17 protein-coding genes and 1 tRNA gene are annotated in these 16,423 nt (G+C 38.6%); 10 read left to right on the top strand and 8 right to left on the bottom strand.

The features are described 5' to 3' along the window. Position 1 precedes the first annotated feature (1 nt). From ACFQ1G_RS10650 to ACFQ1G_RS10635, 4 genes are all read right to left on the bottom strand, one after another. The gene (locus ACFQ1G_RS10650) at positions 2–442 is read right to left on the bottom strand and encodes a GNAT family N-acetyltransferase (RefSeq protein WP_380739380.1); all 441 of its coding nucleotides are present in this window, start codon (positions 440–442) and stop codon (positions 2–4) included. Positions 443–446: 4 nt separating this feature from the next. Then, positions 447–881: a ribose 5-phosphate isomerase B gene (gene rpiB / locus ACFQ1G_RS10645; RefSeq protein ID WP_380739378.1), complete on the bottom strand. Its 435-nt coding sequence runs from the start codon at positions 879–881 to the stop codon at positions 447–449. Between the two features lie 520 nt (positions 882–1,401). Further along, positions 1,402–1,644, bottom strand: a complete 243-nt coding sequence (locus ACFQ1G_RS10640) for a DUF2007 domain-containing protein (protein ID WP_380739376.1) — start codon at positions 1,642–1,644, stop codon at positions 1,402–1,404. 52 nt (positions 1,645–1,696) lie between these two features. Beyond that, positions 1,697–1,843 carry a hypothetical protein gene (locus ACFQ1G_RS10635; RefSeq protein ID WP_380739374.1) on the bottom strand — a complete coding sequence of 49 codons (147 nt, stop codon included), beginning with the start codon at positions 1,841–1,843 and terminating at the stop codon, positions 1,697–1,699. A gap of 209 nt (positions 1,844–2,052) precedes the next feature. Between ACFQ1G_RS10635 and rnr the strand changes: the two genes are divergently transcribed. Genes rnr through ACFQ1G_RS10620 form a run of 3 tightly spaced genes read left to right on the top strand, consistent with a single transcriptional unit; the run spans position 2,053 to position 5,673 of the window. Then, a complete protein-coding gene (rnr, locus tag ACFQ1G_RS10630) occupies positions 2,053–4,257 on the top strand; it encodes a ribonuclease R (protein ID WP_380739372.1) in 2,205 nt (734 codons plus the stop codon). Beyond that, the gene (locus ACFQ1G_RS10625; protein ID WP_380739370.1) at positions 4,250–4,924 is read left to right on the top strand and encodes a head GIN domain-containing protein; all 675 of its coding nucleotides are present in this window, start codon (positions 4,250–4,252) and stop codon (positions 4,922–4,924) included. The genes rnr and ACFQ1G_RS10625 overlap by 8 nt, the downstream gene beginning before the upstream one ends. Before the next feature lie 41 nt (positions 4,925–4,965). Continuing rightward, positions 4,966–5,673 carry a LysE family translocator gene (locus ACFQ1G_RS10620; RefSeq protein ID WP_380739368.1) on the top strand — a complete coding sequence of 236 codons (708 nt, stop codon included), beginning with the start codon at positions 4,966–4,968 and terminating at the stop codon, positions 5,671–5,673. A gap of 101 nt (positions 5,674–5,774) precedes the next feature. Here the strand turns inward: ACFQ1G_RS10620 and ACFQ1G_RS10615 are convergent. Then, positions 5,775–5,845: transfer RNA gene (locus ACFQ1G_RS10615), tRNA-Cys, on the bottom strand. 78 nt (positions 5,846–5,923) lie between these two features. Next, entirely contained in the window at positions 5,924–6,280 is a 357-nt protein-coding gene (folB, locus tag ACFQ1G_RS10610) for a dihydroneopterin aldolase (RefSeq protein WP_380739366.1), read from the bottom strand. 134 nt (positions 6,281–6,414) lie between these two features. Here folB and ACFQ1G_RS10605 point away from each other — a divergent pair, with 134 nt between their 5' ends. The 4 genes from ACFQ1G_RS10605 to ACFQ1G_RS10590 all read left to right on the top strand — a co-directional run bounded on the left by ACFQ1G_RS10605 (position 6,415) and on the right by ACFQ1G_RS10590 (position 9,256). After that, positions 6,415–8,094 (top strand): glutamine--tRNA ligase/YqeY domain fusion protein, encoded by a 1,680-nt coding sequence (locus ACFQ1G_RS10605; RefSeq protein WP_380739364.1) that lies wholly within the window; start codon positions 6,415–6,417, stop codon positions 8,092–8,094. 131 nt (positions 8,095–8,225) lie between these two features. Continuing rightward, positions 8,226–8,597: a YtxH domain-containing protein gene (locus ACFQ1G_RS10600; RefSeq protein WP_380739362.1), complete on the top strand. Its 372-nt coding sequence runs from the start codon at positions 8,226–8,228 to the stop codon at positions 8,595–8,597. A 7-nt stretch (positions 8,598–8,604) separates the two neighbouring features. Then, the gene (locus tag ACFQ1G_RS10595; protein ID WP_380739360.1) at positions 8,605–9,045 is read left to right on the top strand and encodes a phage holin family protein; all 441 of its coding nucleotides are present in this window, start codon (positions 8,605–8,607) and stop codon (positions 9,043–9,045) included. Further along, on the top strand, positions 9,032–9,256 hold the full coding sequence (locus ACFQ1G_RS10590) for a DUF6327 family protein (RefSeq protein ID WP_380739358.1): 225 nt from the start codon (positions 9,032–9,034) through the stop codon (positions 9,254–9,256). The genes ACFQ1G_RS10595 and ACFQ1G_RS10590 overlap by 14 nt, the downstream gene beginning before the upstream one ends. A 6-nt stretch (positions 9,257–9,262) precedes the next feature. Here ACFQ1G_RS10590 and ACFQ1G_RS10585 read toward each other — a convergent pair whose 3' ends face one another. After that, positions 9,263–10,279 carry an SPFH domain-containing protein gene (locus ACFQ1G_RS10585; protein WP_380739357.1) on the bottom strand — a complete coding sequence of 339 codons (1,017 nt, stop codon included), beginning with the start codon at positions 10,277–10,279 and terminating at the stop codon, positions 9,263–9,265. A gap of 78 nt (positions 10,280–10,357) precedes the next feature. Between ACFQ1G_RS10585 and ACFQ1G_RS10580 the strand changes: the two genes are divergently transcribed. Next, positions 10,358–11,038, top strand: a complete 681-nt coding sequence (locus ACFQ1G_RS10580) for a hypothetical protein (RefSeq protein ID WP_380739355.1) — start codon at positions 10,358–10,360, stop codon at positions 11,036–11,038. 69 nt (positions 11,039–11,107) lie between these two features. On the opposite strand, the gene gltX is transcribed toward ACFQ1G_RS10580, so the two are convergent. Next, the gene (gene gltX / locus ACFQ1G_RS10575) at positions 11,108–12,631 is read right to left on the bottom strand and encodes a glutamate--tRNA ligase (protein WP_380739353.1); all 1,524 of its coding nucleotides are present in this window, start codon (positions 12,629–12,631) and stop codon (positions 11,108–11,110) included. A gap of 195 nt (positions 12,632–12,826) precedes the next feature. On the opposite strand from gltX, the gene ACFQ1G_RS10570 reads away from it, so the two are divergent. Continuing rightward, on the top strand, positions 12,827–16,009 hold the full coding sequence (locus tag ACFQ1G_RS10570; RefSeq protein WP_380739351.1) for a hypothetical protein: 3,183 nt from the start codon (positions 12,827–12,829) through the stop codon (positions 16,007–16,009). Next, complete coding sequence (gene ybeY, locus ACFQ1G_RS10565; RefSeq protein WP_380739349.1) at positions 15,990–16,421, top strand: rRNA maturation RNase YbeY; 432 nt, start codon at positions 15,990–15,992, stop codon at positions 16,419–16,421. Before ACFQ1G_RS10570 ends, ybeY begins: the two co-directional genes overlap by 20 nt. Positions 16,422–16,423 lie beyond the last annotated feature (2 nt).

Below are 16,423 nucleotides of genomic sequence, written 5' to 3'. Positions count from 1 at the left end.
ATTACTTTTTAATCATAGCAATGTGCGGAATGCCATCTTCCAGATAGCCTTCGCCTACCTGTTCAAATCCATGGCTTTCATAGAATTTCGTAAGATAGGTCTGTGCAGAAAGTTTGATGTTTGAAGTATCAAATCTTTCTTCAATGGCCTCAATAGAAGCTTTCATTATATCATGTCCGAATTTATTCTTGCGGCTGGAACTTTTCACCACTACGCGGCCAATAGCTGCCTCGGTAAAGTAAATTCCGGGAGGGAAGATCCTGGTATATGCTAACAGGGTACCATTTTCAAAGCCTAAAACATGAAGGGCTTTTTCATCTTTGCCATCAATATCCTGGTATACACAATTTTGTTCTACTACAAAAACTTCTGCCCTTAACTGTAGAACTTCATAAAGTTCATGCAGGTTCAGTTCTTCAAATGCTTTTACTTTGATCTCCATGAAATTATTTTTCATTCGGGATCTTATCGATCCTTCTGGAATGCCTGCCACCTTCAAATTCAGTATCCAGGAATACCTTCACCATTTCTAAAGCCTGTTCTTTAGAAGTGAAGCGGGCGGGAATACTTAAGATGTTGGCATTATTATGCTCACGCGCGAGCTGAACGATCTCTTTATTCCAGCAAAGCGCAGAGCGCACTCCCTGGTGCTTGTTGGCGGTCATATTAGCTCCATTTCCACTACCACATATAATGATCCCTAAATCCACTCTTTTATTCTGGATATCGGAAGCTACGGGATGTACAAAATCTGGATAATCTACGCTGTCGGTTTCATCCGTTCCGTGATTGATCACTTCGTGACCCTGGGATTTTAAGTACTCGGTAATTTCAAATTTGTAACCGGTACCGGCGTGGTCGTTTCCAATGGATATTTTCATGTTGTGTGTTTTAAAGTAGGGACAAAGGTAGAAAATAGGCTTATTAACTTCAATTTTAACTATTGTTAATTAAATGTTACAAAACCTTAATTGTAAAGGATTTACAATTCACTGGTTTTTGTTCATAATTAAAGATGAAAAAATAAAAACGAAATTTGGAAAGTTCCTTCTAAATACCCATATCCATTAATTTCCGAGAGTATCAAATTTTTTACTCCTCACTTTTCGAAAAGTTTTCAGCACCTGATTTAAGCTTTTAAACATTCAAAATTTTAAAAGTTGTTAGAAGATGATATTTACATTTCGTTATGAACAATTGTTAAGAAAGTCTTAAGGATATTTAGGAATCAACTACTTAAATAAATGATAACCTGTTTATAACTTGTTATTGAAGTATCGTAGCTATACAAAGCAAAAAAAAGAGGAAAAAGTTATTCCACATATCAACAGACTATAATAACTATCATTTTTGATTTTTTAAAAAAGAAGAAAAAAAGAATATTAATATAACTGTTAACAACTATACTATTTTTAAGGGTGATGAAGAACCATTGAAGGAATCTAAAATTTCTTTTGCTCTTTCGATATCTGTTCCGTGAACTTTAAGATGAATTCCGCCGAGGGCATTAGAGTAAAATGGAAAGACACCCACCATGGTTTCGTTCTCGAAGATATATCGAATATGTTCCTGGTCAAACAAGAGTTTAAGGATCGCATATTCATGCGGAAGAGTAAAAATGGCTATGGTATGATAATCTTTCATGATAAATGCTTACTATGAAAGATAGTATTAAAATTTAAGTTATGGAAGTAATTTATTGAAGATCAGGAATCTCGTCACCACGTCCGTTTATAGAAATTAGCGGATTGTTGAGTGTATAATTGATATAAGCGACAAAAGATAATACCCCAACCAGAAATATTAGGACAAATACTAAGGTGATTTTAACAGATTTACTCATATCTTAGTGTAAATGTGATTCAATCCTTCGACTAATTTAATATTTTTTTAAGATAAAGCAATAATAATGTTAAGATATCCAAAAAAATGATAGATGATTCGAAAAGAATCACTCTAAATCCTCCTTTATTTTATAAGCTTAATCAAATATTAATGTATAGTTCATGAGAACTAAGATATAAGGCTTAATTTTATAGCTTAAATTAAACAATGACAAGAAAGAAGAAAAAAGGAAATAAGTCGGCAAACCTGGAAAATGTAACCAAGACGATTCTTGCGATCTTAAGAAAAGATTCGGGTAAACCATTTAATTACAAGCAGATTGCTGCAAAAATTGGGGTTGATGATCCTACTAATCGAAATAAAATTATCAGGACTCTGGCCCAGCTGGCTGCTAAGAAAAAAATTGAAGAAGTAGAAAAAGGGAAATACCGTTTGGTATCGACCGTAGATTATTACCGTGGCTACTTGGATATGACTGCAAAAGGTAGCGGTTATGTTGTAGTTGAGGAATTGGAAGACGATGTGTTTATTCCGTCAAACAGCCTCAATAAAGCTTTAGACGGGGATGAGGTTGAGATATATGTTTACAAAAGAAGAAAAAATAAAAAACCTGAAGGAGAGGTTACTAAAGTAATTACTCGAAAGAAAACCCGTTTTGTAGGGGTTCTTCAATTGAAAGAGAACTTTGGTTTTGTTGCTATTCCCGATGCTAAAATGTACACCGATATTTTTGTTCAAAAGAATAAAATTGGTGAAGCAAAAGACGGTGATAAAGTAGTGGTCGAGATGGAAGAATGGCCCGAAAAAGCAGATTCTCCTTTCGGAATGATCGTTCAGGTACTTGGAACTCCCGGAGAACATCAGACTGAGATCCATGCCATTCTGGCTCAATATGGACTCCCTCATGAATTTCCTACTGAAGTAGAGGAATTCGCAGATAAACTTGACACCTCCATACAAGCTTCAGAAATTAAGAAGAGAAGGGATATGCGGGATACGCTTACCTTCACTATCGATCCTAAAGACGCGAAAGATTTTGATGACGCCTTGAGTTTTAAAGAACTTGAAGATGGTAACTACGAAATTGGAATTCACATTGCCGATGTTTCCCATTACGTAAAGCCCGGTACCATACTTGACGAGGAGGCTTATAACAGGGCTACTTCGGTTTATTTAGTAGACAGGGTTGTACCAATGCTTCCGGAAGTTCTTTCCAACAATGCCTGTTCTCTTCGACCAAATGAAGAGAAGTACACTTTTTCCGCTGTTTTTAAAATCAATGATAAAGCTGAGATCCTGGACCAGTGGTTTGGGAGGACAGTAACTTATTCCGATGCTCGTTTTGCGTATGAAGAAGCACAGTACATCATTGAAACTACAGGCGGAGAAATTCCTGCCGACATCTCCTTAACCGGTGAAACGTACAGGGCAGATGATGCCATCGTATCTGCAGTACTGAAAATGGATGATTTGGCCAAGATCATGCGTAAAAAACGTATGAAAGATGGTGCCATTTCCTTTGATAAAGTGGAAGTTAAATTCCAGTTGGATGCTCATAACGAACCTATTGGAGTTTTCTTTAAGACTTCAAAAGACGCCAATAAGCTAATTGAAGAATTCATGTTGCTTGCAAATAAAAAAGTGGCTGAGTTCATTGGAAAACAGAAACCGAAAAAGACCTTTGTTTACCGTTGTCACGATGATCCTGATGATGAAAAACTAGCCGCTTTACAATCCCTGGTTTCTAAATTTGGGCATAAACTGAATTTGAAAGATCATAAAAGCGTGAGTCAATCCCTGAATAAACTGTTAGAAGATGTACAGGGAACCAAAGAGCAAAATCTTGTTGACACTTTAGCGATCAGGACCATGAGCAAAGCGTATTACAGCACCGAGAATATTGGTCATTACGGGCTTGCTTTCGGTCATTATTCTCATTTTACCTCACCTATACGTCGTTATCCTGATGTTATGGCTCACCGCCTTTTACAGCATTATCTGGATGGTAATGATTCGGCTAAAGAGGAAGAATATGAGGAGAAATGTCAGCACAGTAGTCAGATGGAAGGCCTGGCAACCAACGCAGAACGTGATTCCATCAAATACATGCAGATTAAATATATGCAGGATCACAATGACGAACAATTCCTCGGCGTTATATCGGGCGTAACTGAATGGGGTATTTATATTGAGATCATTTCAAATAAATGTGAGGGAATGGTACGTCTAAGAGATATCAGGGAGGATCATTATGATTTTGATGAAGACAATTACGCCATTGTAGGTAGAAAAACTAAAAAAGTATATCAATTAGGTGATGAGGTCTATGTGCGTGTAAAGAATGCAGACCTTGTGAAAAGACACCTTGATTTTAATCTAATTGGATCAAAACATGAAGTTGAGAATGAATAGAAAAATGACATTTTTAAGCCTGTTGATATTTGGGCTTTTTAGCATACAGCTGGCTGCACAAGAGATCACAGATGATTTAAATGATTTTACTGAAGTAAAGACCTTTAACGGAATTGAGGTCATCGTTGTACCTGCTTCAGAAAACAAAATTGAAATTACAGGTCACAGCAAGGAAAAAGTGAAGTACCAGGTGGTAGAAGACAGATTAGAGATCAGGTTGACCCTGGACAATATCTGGTCAAATGACAATACCTTGATCACGGTTTACGGGAATACAATTGAAACTATCGACGCTAATGAGGGATCAATCGTAAAAACGAAAGGTACCTTAAAAGCAGATTTTTCGGAATTAAGAGCCCAGGAAGGTGCAGCCATTTATGCGGAAGTAAAGTCTGAAAACATTAAGGCCAAGGCCATTACTGGGGGCATTGTCAATGTTAGGGGAAAATCCGAAAGTTTAGAAGTCGAAGCCAATACCGCAGGTCAATTTAATGGTAAGAACCTCAAGACCAAAGAAACCGTAGTAACCGCCAGTAGCGCTGCCAAGATAGAAATACATGTGTCAGATTATTGCAAGGCTACAGCAAAGCTGGGAGGACAGATCGAGATCCTTGGTAATCCTGAAAAAGTAGATTACAAAACCACATTAGGAGGTAAAATTTTATAAATAAAGTAAAATACTACCTTTGTGAAAATTAAAAACTCCTGATGTTTCAAGATATACTGGCAGCCCTACCGCTAGGATTGTTTCTGGCTTTTCTATTGGGTCCTGTTTTTTTTGTTCTGTTAGAAACCGCCGCAATAAAAGGATTTAGGGCAGCGATCTCATTTGACATAGGGGTTATTTTCGCAGATATCATTTTTCTTTTAATAGCTTATTTCAGTACCACAAAATTATTGAACCGGATCAAAGATGATCCGGCTCTTTTTATTTTTGGAGGTGGTATTCTGGTTACCTACGGAATCATTCAGTTTATTCAAACCAAGCCTGTACTGCAGCACGAGGAAGTTCCCGAGATTCAAAAGCTCAACAAACGAGATTACCTGGGGCTTGCAGCTAAAGGTTTTTTACTGAACTTCATCAACATTGGGGTCCTTGGATTCTGGTTGGGATTGATCATCGTTTTTGGTCCGCAAATGGAAATGGAAACTGACAGGATCACGGTGTTCTTCAGCAGTGTTTTAGGAACTTATCTTGTGGTTGATATCTTTAAAATTCTGGCCGCCAAAAAACTCAACCGAAAGTTAACTCCTATCCGGATTTACCGGGTTAAAAAAGGTATCAGTGTGATCCTGATGGTCTTCGGAATCTTTTTAATAGGACAGGGATTGGTACCTCAGGAAATATCCCAGATCCAGGACCAGATAGATAATATTACTCCTTCCGAAGAAACTTCAAGAGAACTTACAAAATAGCCTTCTAGAAATCGGCGAACTGCCGAACGACCTTTTAGGTTCTACTTTTTAAAGAAAATATAAGTACAAAAAAAGCCTCCTTTTTAGGAGGCTTTTTGTTGAGGCATCGAGCGGATTCGAACCGCTGTACAAGCTTTTGCAGAGCTCTGCCTAGCCACTCGGCCACGATGCCAGTATTTCTGGGAAGGCAAATGTAATAAAATTTCTTTTTTCAGACTACCTTTTTAGAAAGCATTGAGAAAATTGAATTCTATCGGCTTTTTGAGCGTCTAACAGTCACCATTTCAACATTTCCACCAATCGGCGGATTGATCTTTGAAACATCAACCGTTACTTTTTGTACCAGTAACAACTCGTCCAGTACCCGATTCAAGATACGTTCGGCCACCGTTTCCAGAAGTTTTGACCTTATTGCCATCTCTTCTTTCACGATCTTATTTAAATGTACATAATCTATAGTATCCTTTAAAGCGTCTGACTTCGCTGAATTTGAAAGATCACCTTTAACCGTAAGATCTACCCTATAATCACTTCCTATTCTTCCTTCTTCATCCATACAACCGTGGTAGGCGAAGACCTTTATATTTTTGAGCTTAATACTTCCCATAATCCTGTTTTTTGCGAAGATAAAAACTATTGAGAAGACTTTACTTAAAGCCCTGAACTTATTGATCTTTTTGAGAAGCTATTTTGATGTTTATTTTCTTTAATTTTGAGCCGCAAAGCAGAAAGAAAAAAAATATGTCTGAAGAAAAGCGTTCTCTCAATTTTATTGAGCAAATCATAGAAGAAGATCTTAAAAACGATTACAACAGGGAAGACCTGCAATTCAGGTTTCCACCTGAGCCTAACGGGTATTTACATATTGGTCATGCCTCTTCTATTTGTTTGAATTTTGGACTGGGTGAGAAGTATGATGCCCCGGTAAACCTTCGGTTTGATGATACCAATCCTATTAAGGAGGAGCAGGAATACGTTGACGCAATTAAAAGGGATGTGGAATGGCTCGGATTTAAATGGGCCAAGGAATGTTACGCTTCAGATTATTTTCAGCAATTATACGATTGGGCGGTAGACCTTATCAAGAACGACCTTGCCTATGTAGATAGTCAGACTTCCGCTGAGATCGCAGAGCAAAAAGGAACTCCAACCGAACCAGGAAAGAACAGTCCTTACAGAAATCGATCTGTAGAGGAGAACCTGGAGCTGTTTGAAAAAATGAAGAACGGGGAAACCAAAGAAGGAGAACATGTTTTACGAGCCAAGATCGATATGGCTGCCAAGAACATGCTGATGCGGGATCCTGTGATGTATAGAAGTTTACATAAAAAGCACCACCGTACCGGTGACGACTGGATGATCTATCCGCTTTATGACTGGGCACATGGGCAAAGTGATTACCTTGAATCGGTTTCACATTCCTTCTGTACATTAGAATTTTTGCCTCACCGGGAATTATATAACTGGTTCCTTGAAAAGGTGAGCACTCCTGAAGATTTCAGACCTAAGCAAAGGGAATTTGCACGCAGGAACCTGAGTCATACCATTGTTAGTAAACGAAAATTGCTTCATTTGGTAGAGAAAGGAATTGTTTCCTCTTGGGATGATCCAAGAATGCCTACCGTTTCTGCCCTTCGGAGAAGAGGATATACGCCGGCTTCCATCCGAAAATTTGCTGAAACCATCGGGATCGGAAAAAGGGAAAATATAGTTGATGTTTCCTTATTGGAATATTGCATCAGAGAAGACCTGAATAAAACTGCGCCGCGGGTAATGGCAGTTCTTGATCCTGTTAAACTGGTGATCACGAATTATCCTGAAGGGGAAGAAGAATGGCTGGAAGCAGAGAACAATCCTGAGGATGAGGCTGCAGGGTCCAGAAAAGTACCTTTCTCGAAGGAATTGTACATCGAAAGAGAGGACTTTAAGGAAGAAGCGAACCGCAAGTTCTTCAGGCTTACTTTGGGTAAAGAAGTACGTCTTAAAAACGCTTATATCATCAAGGGAGAGAGTGTTGTGAAAGATGAGAACGGAGAGATTACCGAAATTCACTGTACTTATGATCCAAAAAGCCGAAGCGGAAGTGGTACCGAAGAATCCATGCGTAAGGTGAAAGGAACGCTTCACTGGGTATCGGCCAAACATGCTATTGAAGCTGAAGTAAGGCTTTATGATCGCCTGTTTACCGTTGAGGCTCCAGATTCAGATAAGGAAAAGGATTTTACCGAATTCCTGAATCCTGAATCTTTGAAGATTATAAAAGGGTATTTAGAGCCAAGTTTGGAAAATGCTAAAATTTTGGATCAATTTCAGTTCCAAAGAATAGGATATTTTAACGTTGATAAAGACAGCACTCCAGAAAAGCTTGTTTTCAACCGTACGGTAACATTGAGGGATTCGTGGGGCGGAGGAAAAAATTAGAAGCTTGCCACTTTTTTCCATTTAAGAATACTTTAGCATTGGAATTTGGATATTAACCGGTTGTTAACAGCGCGACAGAGTGCATTATTCTATATTTGAGTATAGTATTAACCTTAACAACCAACAATATTATGGCAAATTCAGGAAGTACCTTTTTAGCATTATTAACCGGAGCTGCAATTGGTGCAGGTTTGGGATTATTATATGCACCTGACAGCGGTGAGGAAACCAGAAGAAAACTAGGTGAGAACGCCCGCAAAACTCAGGATGATCTTAACAGACGGTACAAGGAAACTTCTTCTAACCTAAGCCAGAAAGCCAAAAAAGCTAAAATGGACTTCGAAGACAGACTTGAAGAGACGCTGTCTTCCGCTAGTTCTAAAGCAGATGAGATCCTAAGCGGACTTGAAGCAAAACTGGAAGAACTTAGAAAACAGAACGCAAAGTTTCAAAAAGACAGAAAAGGGGAGACCGATTCAACTTCAGATAATATTGTAGTATAATTACAATATGGCGTTCGAAAGAATATCCGATAACTTACACAGGTTAAACGAGAACATTCGCTCCTTTGCTGAAAGCAGTGCGGAGTACTATAAACTTGATCTGTTTAATAAAACGATGAAAGGAGCTACTGCAGCAGTTAAAACTGTGGCAATAGCTTTTTTTATTCTTTTCGCTATCCTGTTCCTTTCTATTGCTATTTCGGTAGCACTCAGTAATTGGCTGGACTCTCCAAGCAGCGGCTTTTTTATTGTAGGAGGAATCTACCTGCTTATAGGCATCTTCATAATCTTTTTTGGAAGCTCTATCATCAATAAGATGATGTTGAAACCTGTTTCCAGAAAATTCTTTAATGACGATAAACCTGATCAAAAGGAAAGGGTAGAAGTAAAAGAAGAACCAGTATTAACTTCCGAAGAAATCATAACTGAAGAAGATGAGAGAATATAAGAATTTTAAAGAAATAGAACGGGATCTCAAATTATTGAAACTTCAGAAGGAGATTGATAAAGAAATGATCCTCTTAAGCTACAATCAAACTAAAGAGAGTTTGTCGCCAAAGAGGATCCTTAAAAGTGCCGCCGGAAGTATCTTTAAAAATGCCCTTATTTTGAAGGGTGCTACAACCATTTTAGGCTATATTGGAGATAAATGGAAATAGAACCGGTTAAAACCTTTCTTCTCCTTCCTGGTCATCCTTAGGTTCGTTCGATTCTCGATCCTTTTTTCTCTTATTCTCTATTCTTTCCTTCCTTTTTTGTTCTTTGAGCGCATTATCTTTTTTCATTGCTTCCCCAATTTGATTTGAAGCCGTGAAAGATGCGATCATGTTGTTCAACATATCACTTCCTGTTTGGGGAGAATTTGGGAGCAGGATCAAATTACTTTGGGTCTCTTCTCCAAGAGACTGTAACGTATCGTAATGCTGTGTCACCACAATAAGAGCCGAAGCTTCTTGCGAATTGATCCCTACATTGTTCAATACATCCACACTTTCTTCAAGTCCACGGGCAATTTCCCTTCTTTGATCGGCAATACCCTGACCTTGTAATCTTTTACTTTCTGCCTCGGCACGTGCCTTGGCTACGATCTTGATACGTTCAGCTTCAGCTTCATATTCAGCCGCTACTTTTTCTCTTTCTGAAGCGTTAATACGGTTCATTGCTGCCTTTACCTGGATATCGGGATCTATATCGGTTACAAGGGTTTTAATGATATCATATCCGTACTCCTGCATGGCCTCATTCAGTTCTCTTTTCACCGCGATTGCGATGTCATCTTTTCTTTCAAAAACGTCATCCAGTTTCATTTTAGGCACTTCGGCGCGAACCACGTCAAATACATATGAAGTGATCTGGTCATGGGAGTTTTCAAGCTTATAGAAAGCGTCATACACCCGGTCTCTTATAACCTGGAATTGTACTGAAACCTTCAATTTTACAAAAACGTCATCTTTAGTCTTGGTCTCGACCAGTACGTCTAATTGCTGAACTTTTAAGTTGATACGACCGGCGATCTGGTCGATGATAGGTATTTTAAAATGCAGACCGCTGTTGCTGATCCGCCTGAATTTTCCGAAGCGTTCTAAAATAGCCGCGGTTTGTTGTTTTACGGTAAATATTCCCGAAATGAGGATTATAAAGCCAATAAAAACCAAAAAAATTGATAAAATGGTAGTAATCATGTGGTGATTTTTTAATTTAACGGGAAGATAATAAATAAACTCCTACATTTAGTTTAATAATTTTAAAGCCACCATCACATGAACCTACAGAGATTCCTAATTTTGACCGGTATTTTATGTCTTCCATTCATGAGCTCCGGGCAAAGGCTCTGGGACGGTGAATACAACCGGTTGGGCTTACAGGCTGGTATTAACCATTTTACTATTCAAACATCTGAACCATTGCCAATTTCCTCGGGTATCAGCTGGACGGCAGGTTTTACTACCTGGGATTCATTTTACAATGATTTTATGTTCATCTACGGAATCAATTTTTATGACCTTAAGTTAACCATGGATGGCCGTGAAAATGAAGATCCCGATTCTCCTTATGCTGAAATACCCTTTACCATGTTGGGAGTTCAAGCCAATTTCTTCGGAAGTTATAAGATCGTAGATCATTATTTAAGCATTCATGCAGGTCCCATCTTGCAACTCAATGGAAAATTTGATGCCCGGCAGGATGCTGAATATTTTACTATTGAAGGATTTGAAGCCAATCCTATTGACCTGGAAGAAATTTCAAAACTGAATTTTAACCTGGCAATAGGCCTTGCCGGGGGACTGGAAAAAGTCAAATTATGGGTTCAATATCAATACGGAGTCAATAACATTTTTAAGAAACTTACCGATGACGGACTGGGGGAGAAGGACCCAAAACTTGAAAACCTTACCGGACATATAAGTATGGTCACCGGCGGATTGATCGTCTTTTTGTAATTAATCTCACAAAAATAAAGGGCCGAAAATTCATTTTTTCGGCCCTTTTTAATTTAAAAACAGTGGATTTTATAAAGTCTGCTGAGCTTTTTCCAGACGTTTTAAAGTTTCTTCTTTCCCAATAGCTGATGCTATTTCGAATACGTCAGGTCCCTGCATGGCTCCCACAAGAGAAAGTCTGAATGGCTGCATGACCTTTCCAAATCCAATTTCTTCAGAAGTGATCCAGGATTTTACTTTATCCTGAATGTTTTCTGCAGAGAAATCATCCGTTTCTTTAAGAATGTTCTTTACCTGTTCAATGATATCGCTTGTATCATCTTTCCAGGCTTTTTTAGCGGCTTTTTCGTCGTAGTTCTCAGGTGCGGTAAAGAAGTAGCTTCCTAATTCCCAAAAGTCGCTTACAAAGGTCGCACGCTCCTTTAAAAGCTGTATCACCTTCAGAATATATGCTTTATCGAATTCAAGACCTTTTTCTTTTAAGAATCGGTTGAATTCTTCGGTAAGTTCGTCGTCGTTAGCTTCCTGCATGTAATGATGCTGGAACCATTTTGTTTTTTCAGGATCAAACTTGGAACCTCCTTTAGAAACGTGCTCCAGGCTAAATGCTTTTACCAGTTGTTCTAAACTGTACATTTCCTGCTCGCTTCCGCCACCTTCGTTCCATCCTAGCAAAGCCAGCATGTTCACGACTGCTTCCGGGAAATAACCATCTTCCCTGTATCCTGCAGAGATCTCTCCAGATTTCGGATCTTTCCACTGTAAAGGAAATACCGGGAATCCGAGTTTATCACCGTCCCTTTTACTTAATTTTCCTTTTCCCTGAGGTTTCAGGATTAATGGAAGGTGAGCAAATTTAGGCTCCTTCCATCCAAATGCTCTGTACAATAAAACATGCAAGGCCAATGAAGGCAACCATTCTTCTCCGCGAATTACGTGTGAGATCTCCATAAGGTGGTCATCCACAATGTTAGCAAGGTGATAAGTAGGCATACCATCGCTTTTGAAAAGTACTTTATCGTCAAGAACTTTAGTTTCAATGACCATGTCGCCACGAATCTCGTCCTGTAGGGGAAGAGTTTCATTTTCCGGAACCTTGAACCTGATCACATAAGGTGCTCCGGAATCCAGTTTTTGTTTCACCTCCTTTTCGGAAAGAGAAAGGGAATTATTCAGCTTCAAACGGTTGTGCCAGTTATATATAAATGTTTTCCCGTTGGCTTCATGATCCTGCCTGTGGTGATCCAATTCTTCCGAAGTATCAAAGGCGTAATACGCATTTCCGGAAGCGATCAATTTATCAGCATATTCCCTGTAAAGATGTTTTCGCTCACTTTGCCTGTAAGGTCCAAAACCTTTGTCCTTACCGGGACCTTCATCATAAGGAATGTTACACCAGTTAAGAGAATTTACTATATAATCTTCTGCACCTTCTACATATCTGGCCTGGTCTGTATCCTCGATCCTAAGGATGAAATCCCCTTTGTGTTTCTTGGCGTATAGGTAGTTGAAAAGAGCCGTTCTCACTCCTCCAATATGTAAAGGGCCTGTTGGGCTTGGCGCAAATCGCACCCTAACTTTTTCTGTAGACATAAATGCTGATTTTAAGCGCAAAGGTAATGGTTTCTTTAGGTTTTAGAAACAGGCTGGTCTCAGCTTTGTATTCTTAACTTTGAAATTTAAATTGTATTTTTAATAGATTGGAATTCAGGAGGGGGCATGGATAATTTTGAGATCTTAACGGGTAAGCTAAAGGCTTTTATAAAAAGGTACTATTTAAATGAACTTTTGAAAGGCCTCATTTTGTTTATAGCCATTGGCTTGCTGTATTTTTTGCTTACTCTTTTTATTGAGCATATCTTCTGGCTGGATCAAACTGGACGCAGTATTTTGTTCTGGGCTTTCATTCTGGTGGAGGTCTTTTTATTCGGAAGATTTATCGTCTACCCGCTGCTGAAGATGTTCAGGATCTCGAAAGGGATCGATCATACCGAAGCTTCTAAAATCATCGGGAATCATTTTCCTGAAGTAAGTGATAAACTTCTGAATGTTCTTCAGCTTAAGAACAGTTCCCGTCAAACCGAATTATTGCTTGCCGGGATCGATCAAAAGGCAAAGGAACTACGGCCAGTACCATTTTCAATGGCCATTGATCTCAAAAAGAATCTTCCTTATTTGAAGTATGCAGCAATTCCCATTTTTATCCTCGGTCTGCTTTTCATTTCCGGTAGGGAAGAAGTCATCTCGGGAAGCTACGAAAGAGTGGTGCATTATAAAACCGCTTATGAACCACCGTCTCCTTTTTATTTTAATCTCAAAGATCAAAACTTGAAGGTTCGGGAGAATGAATCGTTGACCATTAATGTAATGACGGAAGGGGAGGTGGTACCTGAGAATGTTTCCATAAATTATCTGGGGCAAACCTATTTTTTGACCAGGATCTCCCCGGGTGTATTCAAATATACATTCGATAATATTTCAGAATCCTTTCAATTTAATCTCTTCGGAAATAAGGTAGTTTCAAAACCCTATTTCGTGGAAGTTGTGAATGTTCCGCGAATAAGAAATTTGAAGATGGAATTGCTTTTTCCGAAACACACCGGTTTACAGAATAAGGTGATCCAGGGAACAGGTGATGCCATCGTTCCTGAAGGAACTAAAGTTGAATGGTATGTGCAAACCAGTTCAACTGAAGAAGTCAATTTGAAACTGCCGGATTCCTTGGTCAGTTTTGAAAGGGAAGGAGATAATTTCTATATTGGAAAAAGGGTGTTTGATAACCTGAATTATGAAATAAGTACTTCCAACCGTGAGGTCCAAGATTTTGAAAATCTTGCCTTTCAAATGAGGGTTGTAAAAGATGAATTTCCGAAGCTTTCTTTAGAACATAAGATCGATTCGCTTGAACAGGAAGATCACTATTTCTACGGAAAATTCTCAGATGACTACGGAATTTCCCGTGTACGAATGATCGCGTATACGTTAGAAGAGCCTAAAAACTCTATTGTTAGGCAAATTCCGACGGGAAAAGGGGCTGTAGGGGAATTTTTAAGCGTTTTTCCAGATACTATTCAGCTTCAGAGAGGTTTAGAGTATCAAATTTACTTTGAAGTAACTGATAATGACGTACTTAACGGTTATAAATCTACTAAAAGTTCTGTTTTTAGCTATAAACGGAAAACCTTAGAGGAAGAAAAGATCGACAGGCTGGAAAATCAACAAGAGTCCATTAAAGCGTTAGATGAAAGCATTAAGGAACTGAAGCTATCTGAGAAGGAACTTGAAAAACTGAACCGGCTGCAAAATGAACGTTCCGAACTAAATTTTAACGATCGTAAACGGTTGGAAAAATTTTTGAAACGTCAAAAACAGCAAAATAAGATCATGGAATCTTATACCGACAAATTAAAGAAGACGCTTGAAGAGGAAGAGAATTCTTTTAATGAAGAATTGAAACAGGATCTTCAGGAGCGTCTTGAAAATAGGGAAGAGGAATTAAAGGAAAATGAGGAATTATTAAAAGAGCTCGAAAAGTATTCAGAAAAGATCCAGGAAGAAGGATTGAGCGAAAAACTGGAAGAACTTTCAAAAGGAGCAAAGACACGAGAGAAAAATCTGGAACAACTTTTGGAACTCACCAAGAGATATTATGTGCAGGAAAAACTTCAACAGATCTCTCAAGACCTCCAAAAATTAGCCGATAAACAAGAGGAACTTTCGAAGGAAGATAGTGAGACTTCACAAACCCAGGATTCACTTTCCAATGAAACTGAAAAAGCTCTGGAGGAACTTAAAAAATTAAGTGATGAAAATGAAGGTTTAAAGAAACCCATGGAACTTGGCAGGAATGAAGATTCTGAAAAAGAAATTCCGCAGGATCAAAAAAATGCTTCCGAGGATATCAAGAATGGTAAACCAAAAGATGCTAATCAAAAGCAAAAGGACGCATCTCAAAAAATGAAAAGCCTATCCAGTGAAATGAAAAAACAAATGCAAATGGGAGGCATGGAACAGATGCAGGAGGACGCGGATATGCTGCGGCAAATTCTGGATAATCTGATCACATTTTCATTCGAGCAGGAGGAACTTATGGAAGCCTTCAGAAAAATGGGACAAAACAGTCCGACTTTCTCGTCGAGTTTGAAAAGACAGAATGTTTTAAGGGAACATTTTGAACACATAGATGATAGTCTGTTTTCTTTAGCGCTTAGAAATCCTATGATCACTGAGACCATCAATTCCAAACTCGGAGACATTGACTACAATATTGACCAGGCTTTAAAAAGATTGTCTCAAAGTGAAATTCGGGGAGGTGTCGGTAGTCAGCAATATGTCATTACCGGGGCCAATGACCTGGCTTATCTTCTTAGCAGTGTACTCGGAAATATGGAACAAATGATGGCCCAGGCAATGGGTAAAGGAAAAGGAGGTGACGGTAAGGGAATGCAGTTGCCCGATATCATTCAGAAGCAAAAAGGATTGAACGAGCAAATGCAAAAAGGTGTTGAAAAGGGTGAGCGGGAAGGTGAAGGTCCTGAGGGATCCAAAGGGGAGTCTGAGGAATCCAGTGAGGAACTTTTCAGGATCTTCCAGGAACAGCAATTATTAAGGAAAGCCCTGGAAGAACGATTGAAGGAAGAGGGTCGTTCAGGATCCGGAAAAATTCAAAAGGAAATGGAACAGATCGAAAAGCAACTTTTGGAAAAAGGTTTTGACAGGAAGACTTATGAAAGAATGAAAAGATTGGAACATAATTTGCTTGATCTGGAGGATGCCGAAATAGAACAGGGAGAAAAACCAGAAAGGGAATCAAATAGAGGTAAGGAAGGGTTTGAAAATAAGACTAAGGTTCAAATTATTAAGGCCAAAGAATATTTTAATACGACTGAAATTTTAAACAGACAAAGCTTACCTTTGCGCCAAATTTACAGACAAAAAGTAAAGCATTATTTTGAACGAGGAGATCATTAATTTTTATTCTGAAAATAGTTTTGAACTGGAGGATCAAACCCTCTATGAAAACTGGTTAAAAGAAGTTATTTTTTCTGAAGGTAAAAAGACCGGAGAGATAAGTTTTATATTCTGTGATGATGAATATCTGCTTAAGATCAATCAGGATTATTTGGATCATGATACCTATACAGATATTATAAGTTTTGATAATACGGTTGGGAATATTCTTAACGGTGATATTTTTATCAGCACACAAAGGGTTCAGGAAAACGCCGAAACCTTCAAGGTTCCATTTTCAGAAGAATTGAAAAGAGTGCTTGTTCATGGTATTTTACACTTTAGTGGATATAAGGACAAGACTACCGAAGAACAGGAATTAATGAGAGAGAAGGAAGAGGAAAAAATGAAAATGTTCCACGTGGAACAATAGAC

The sequence above is a fragment of the Salinimicrobium gaetbulicola genome (genome assembly GCF_042676025.1).
Classification (GTDB): Bacteria; Bacteroidota; Bacteroidia; order Flavobacteriales; family Flavobacteriaceae; genus Salinimicrobium; species Salinimicrobium gaetbulicola.
This window is presented reverse-complemented; position numbering and strand designations above follow the sequence as displayed.

Bases quoted from the DNA above. Each gene is read 5' to 3' on its own strand.
- ACFQ1G_RS10585 (WP_380739357.1), bottom strand. From the start codon at position 10,279: ATGATTACTACCATTTTATCAATTTTTTTGGTTTTTATTGGCTTTATA.
- ACFQ1G_RS10625 (WP_380739370.1), top strand. From the start codon at position 4,250: ATGAATAGAAAAATGACATTTTTAAGCCTGTTGATATTTGGGCTTTTT.
- ACFQ1G_RS10640 (WP_380739376.1), bottom strand. From the start codon at position 1,644: ATGAAAGATTATCATACCATAGCCATTTTTACTCTTCCGCATGAATAT.
- rpiB (WP_380739378.1), bottom strand. From the start codon at position 881: ATGAAAATATCCATTGGAAACGACCACGCCGGTACCGGTTACAAATTT.
- ACFQ1G_RS10590 (WP_380739358.1), top strand. From the start codon at position 9,032: ATGAGAGAATATAAGAATTTTAAAGAAATAGAACGGGATCTCAAATTA.
- ACFQ1G_RS10595 (WP_380739360.1), top strand. From the start codon at position 8,605: ATGGCGTTCGAAAGAATATCCGATAACTTACACAGGTTAAACGAGAAC.
- gltX (WP_380739353.1), bottom strand. From the start codon at position 12,631: ATGTCTACAGAAAAAGTTAGGGTGCGATTTGCGCCAAGCCCAACAGGC.
- ACFQ1G_RS10605 (WP_380739364.1), top strand. From the start codon at position 6,415: ATGTCTGAAGAAAAGCGTTCTCTCAATTTTATTGAGCAAATCATAGAA.
- ACFQ1G_RS10620 (WP_380739368.1), top strand. From the start codon at position 4,966: ATGTTTCAAGATATACTGGCAGCCCTACCGCTAGGATTGTTTCTGGCT.
- rnr (WP_380739372.1), top strand. From the start codon at position 2,053: ATGACAAGAAAGAAGAAAAAAGGAAATAAGTCGGCAAACCTGGAAAAT.
- ACFQ1G_RS10650 (WP_380739380.1), bottom strand. From the start codon at position 442: ATGGAGATCAAAGTAAAAGCATTTGAAGAACTGAACCTGCATGAACTT.
- folB (WP_380739366.1), bottom strand. From the start codon at position 6,280: ATGGGAAGTATTAAGCTCAAAAATATAAAGGTCTTCGCCTACCACGGT.
- ACFQ1G_RS10635 (WP_380739374.1), bottom strand. From the start codon at position 1,843: ATGAGTAAATCTGTTAAAATCACCTTAGTATTTGTCCTAATATTTCTG.
- ACFQ1G_RS10600 (WP_380739362.1), top strand. From the start codon at position 8,226: ATGGCAAATTCAGGAAGTACCTTTTTAGCATTATTAACCGGAGCTGCA.
- ACFQ1G_RS10580 (WP_380739355.1), top strand. From the start codon at position 10,358: ATGAACCTACAGAGATTCCTAATTTTGACCGGTATTTTATGTCTTCCA.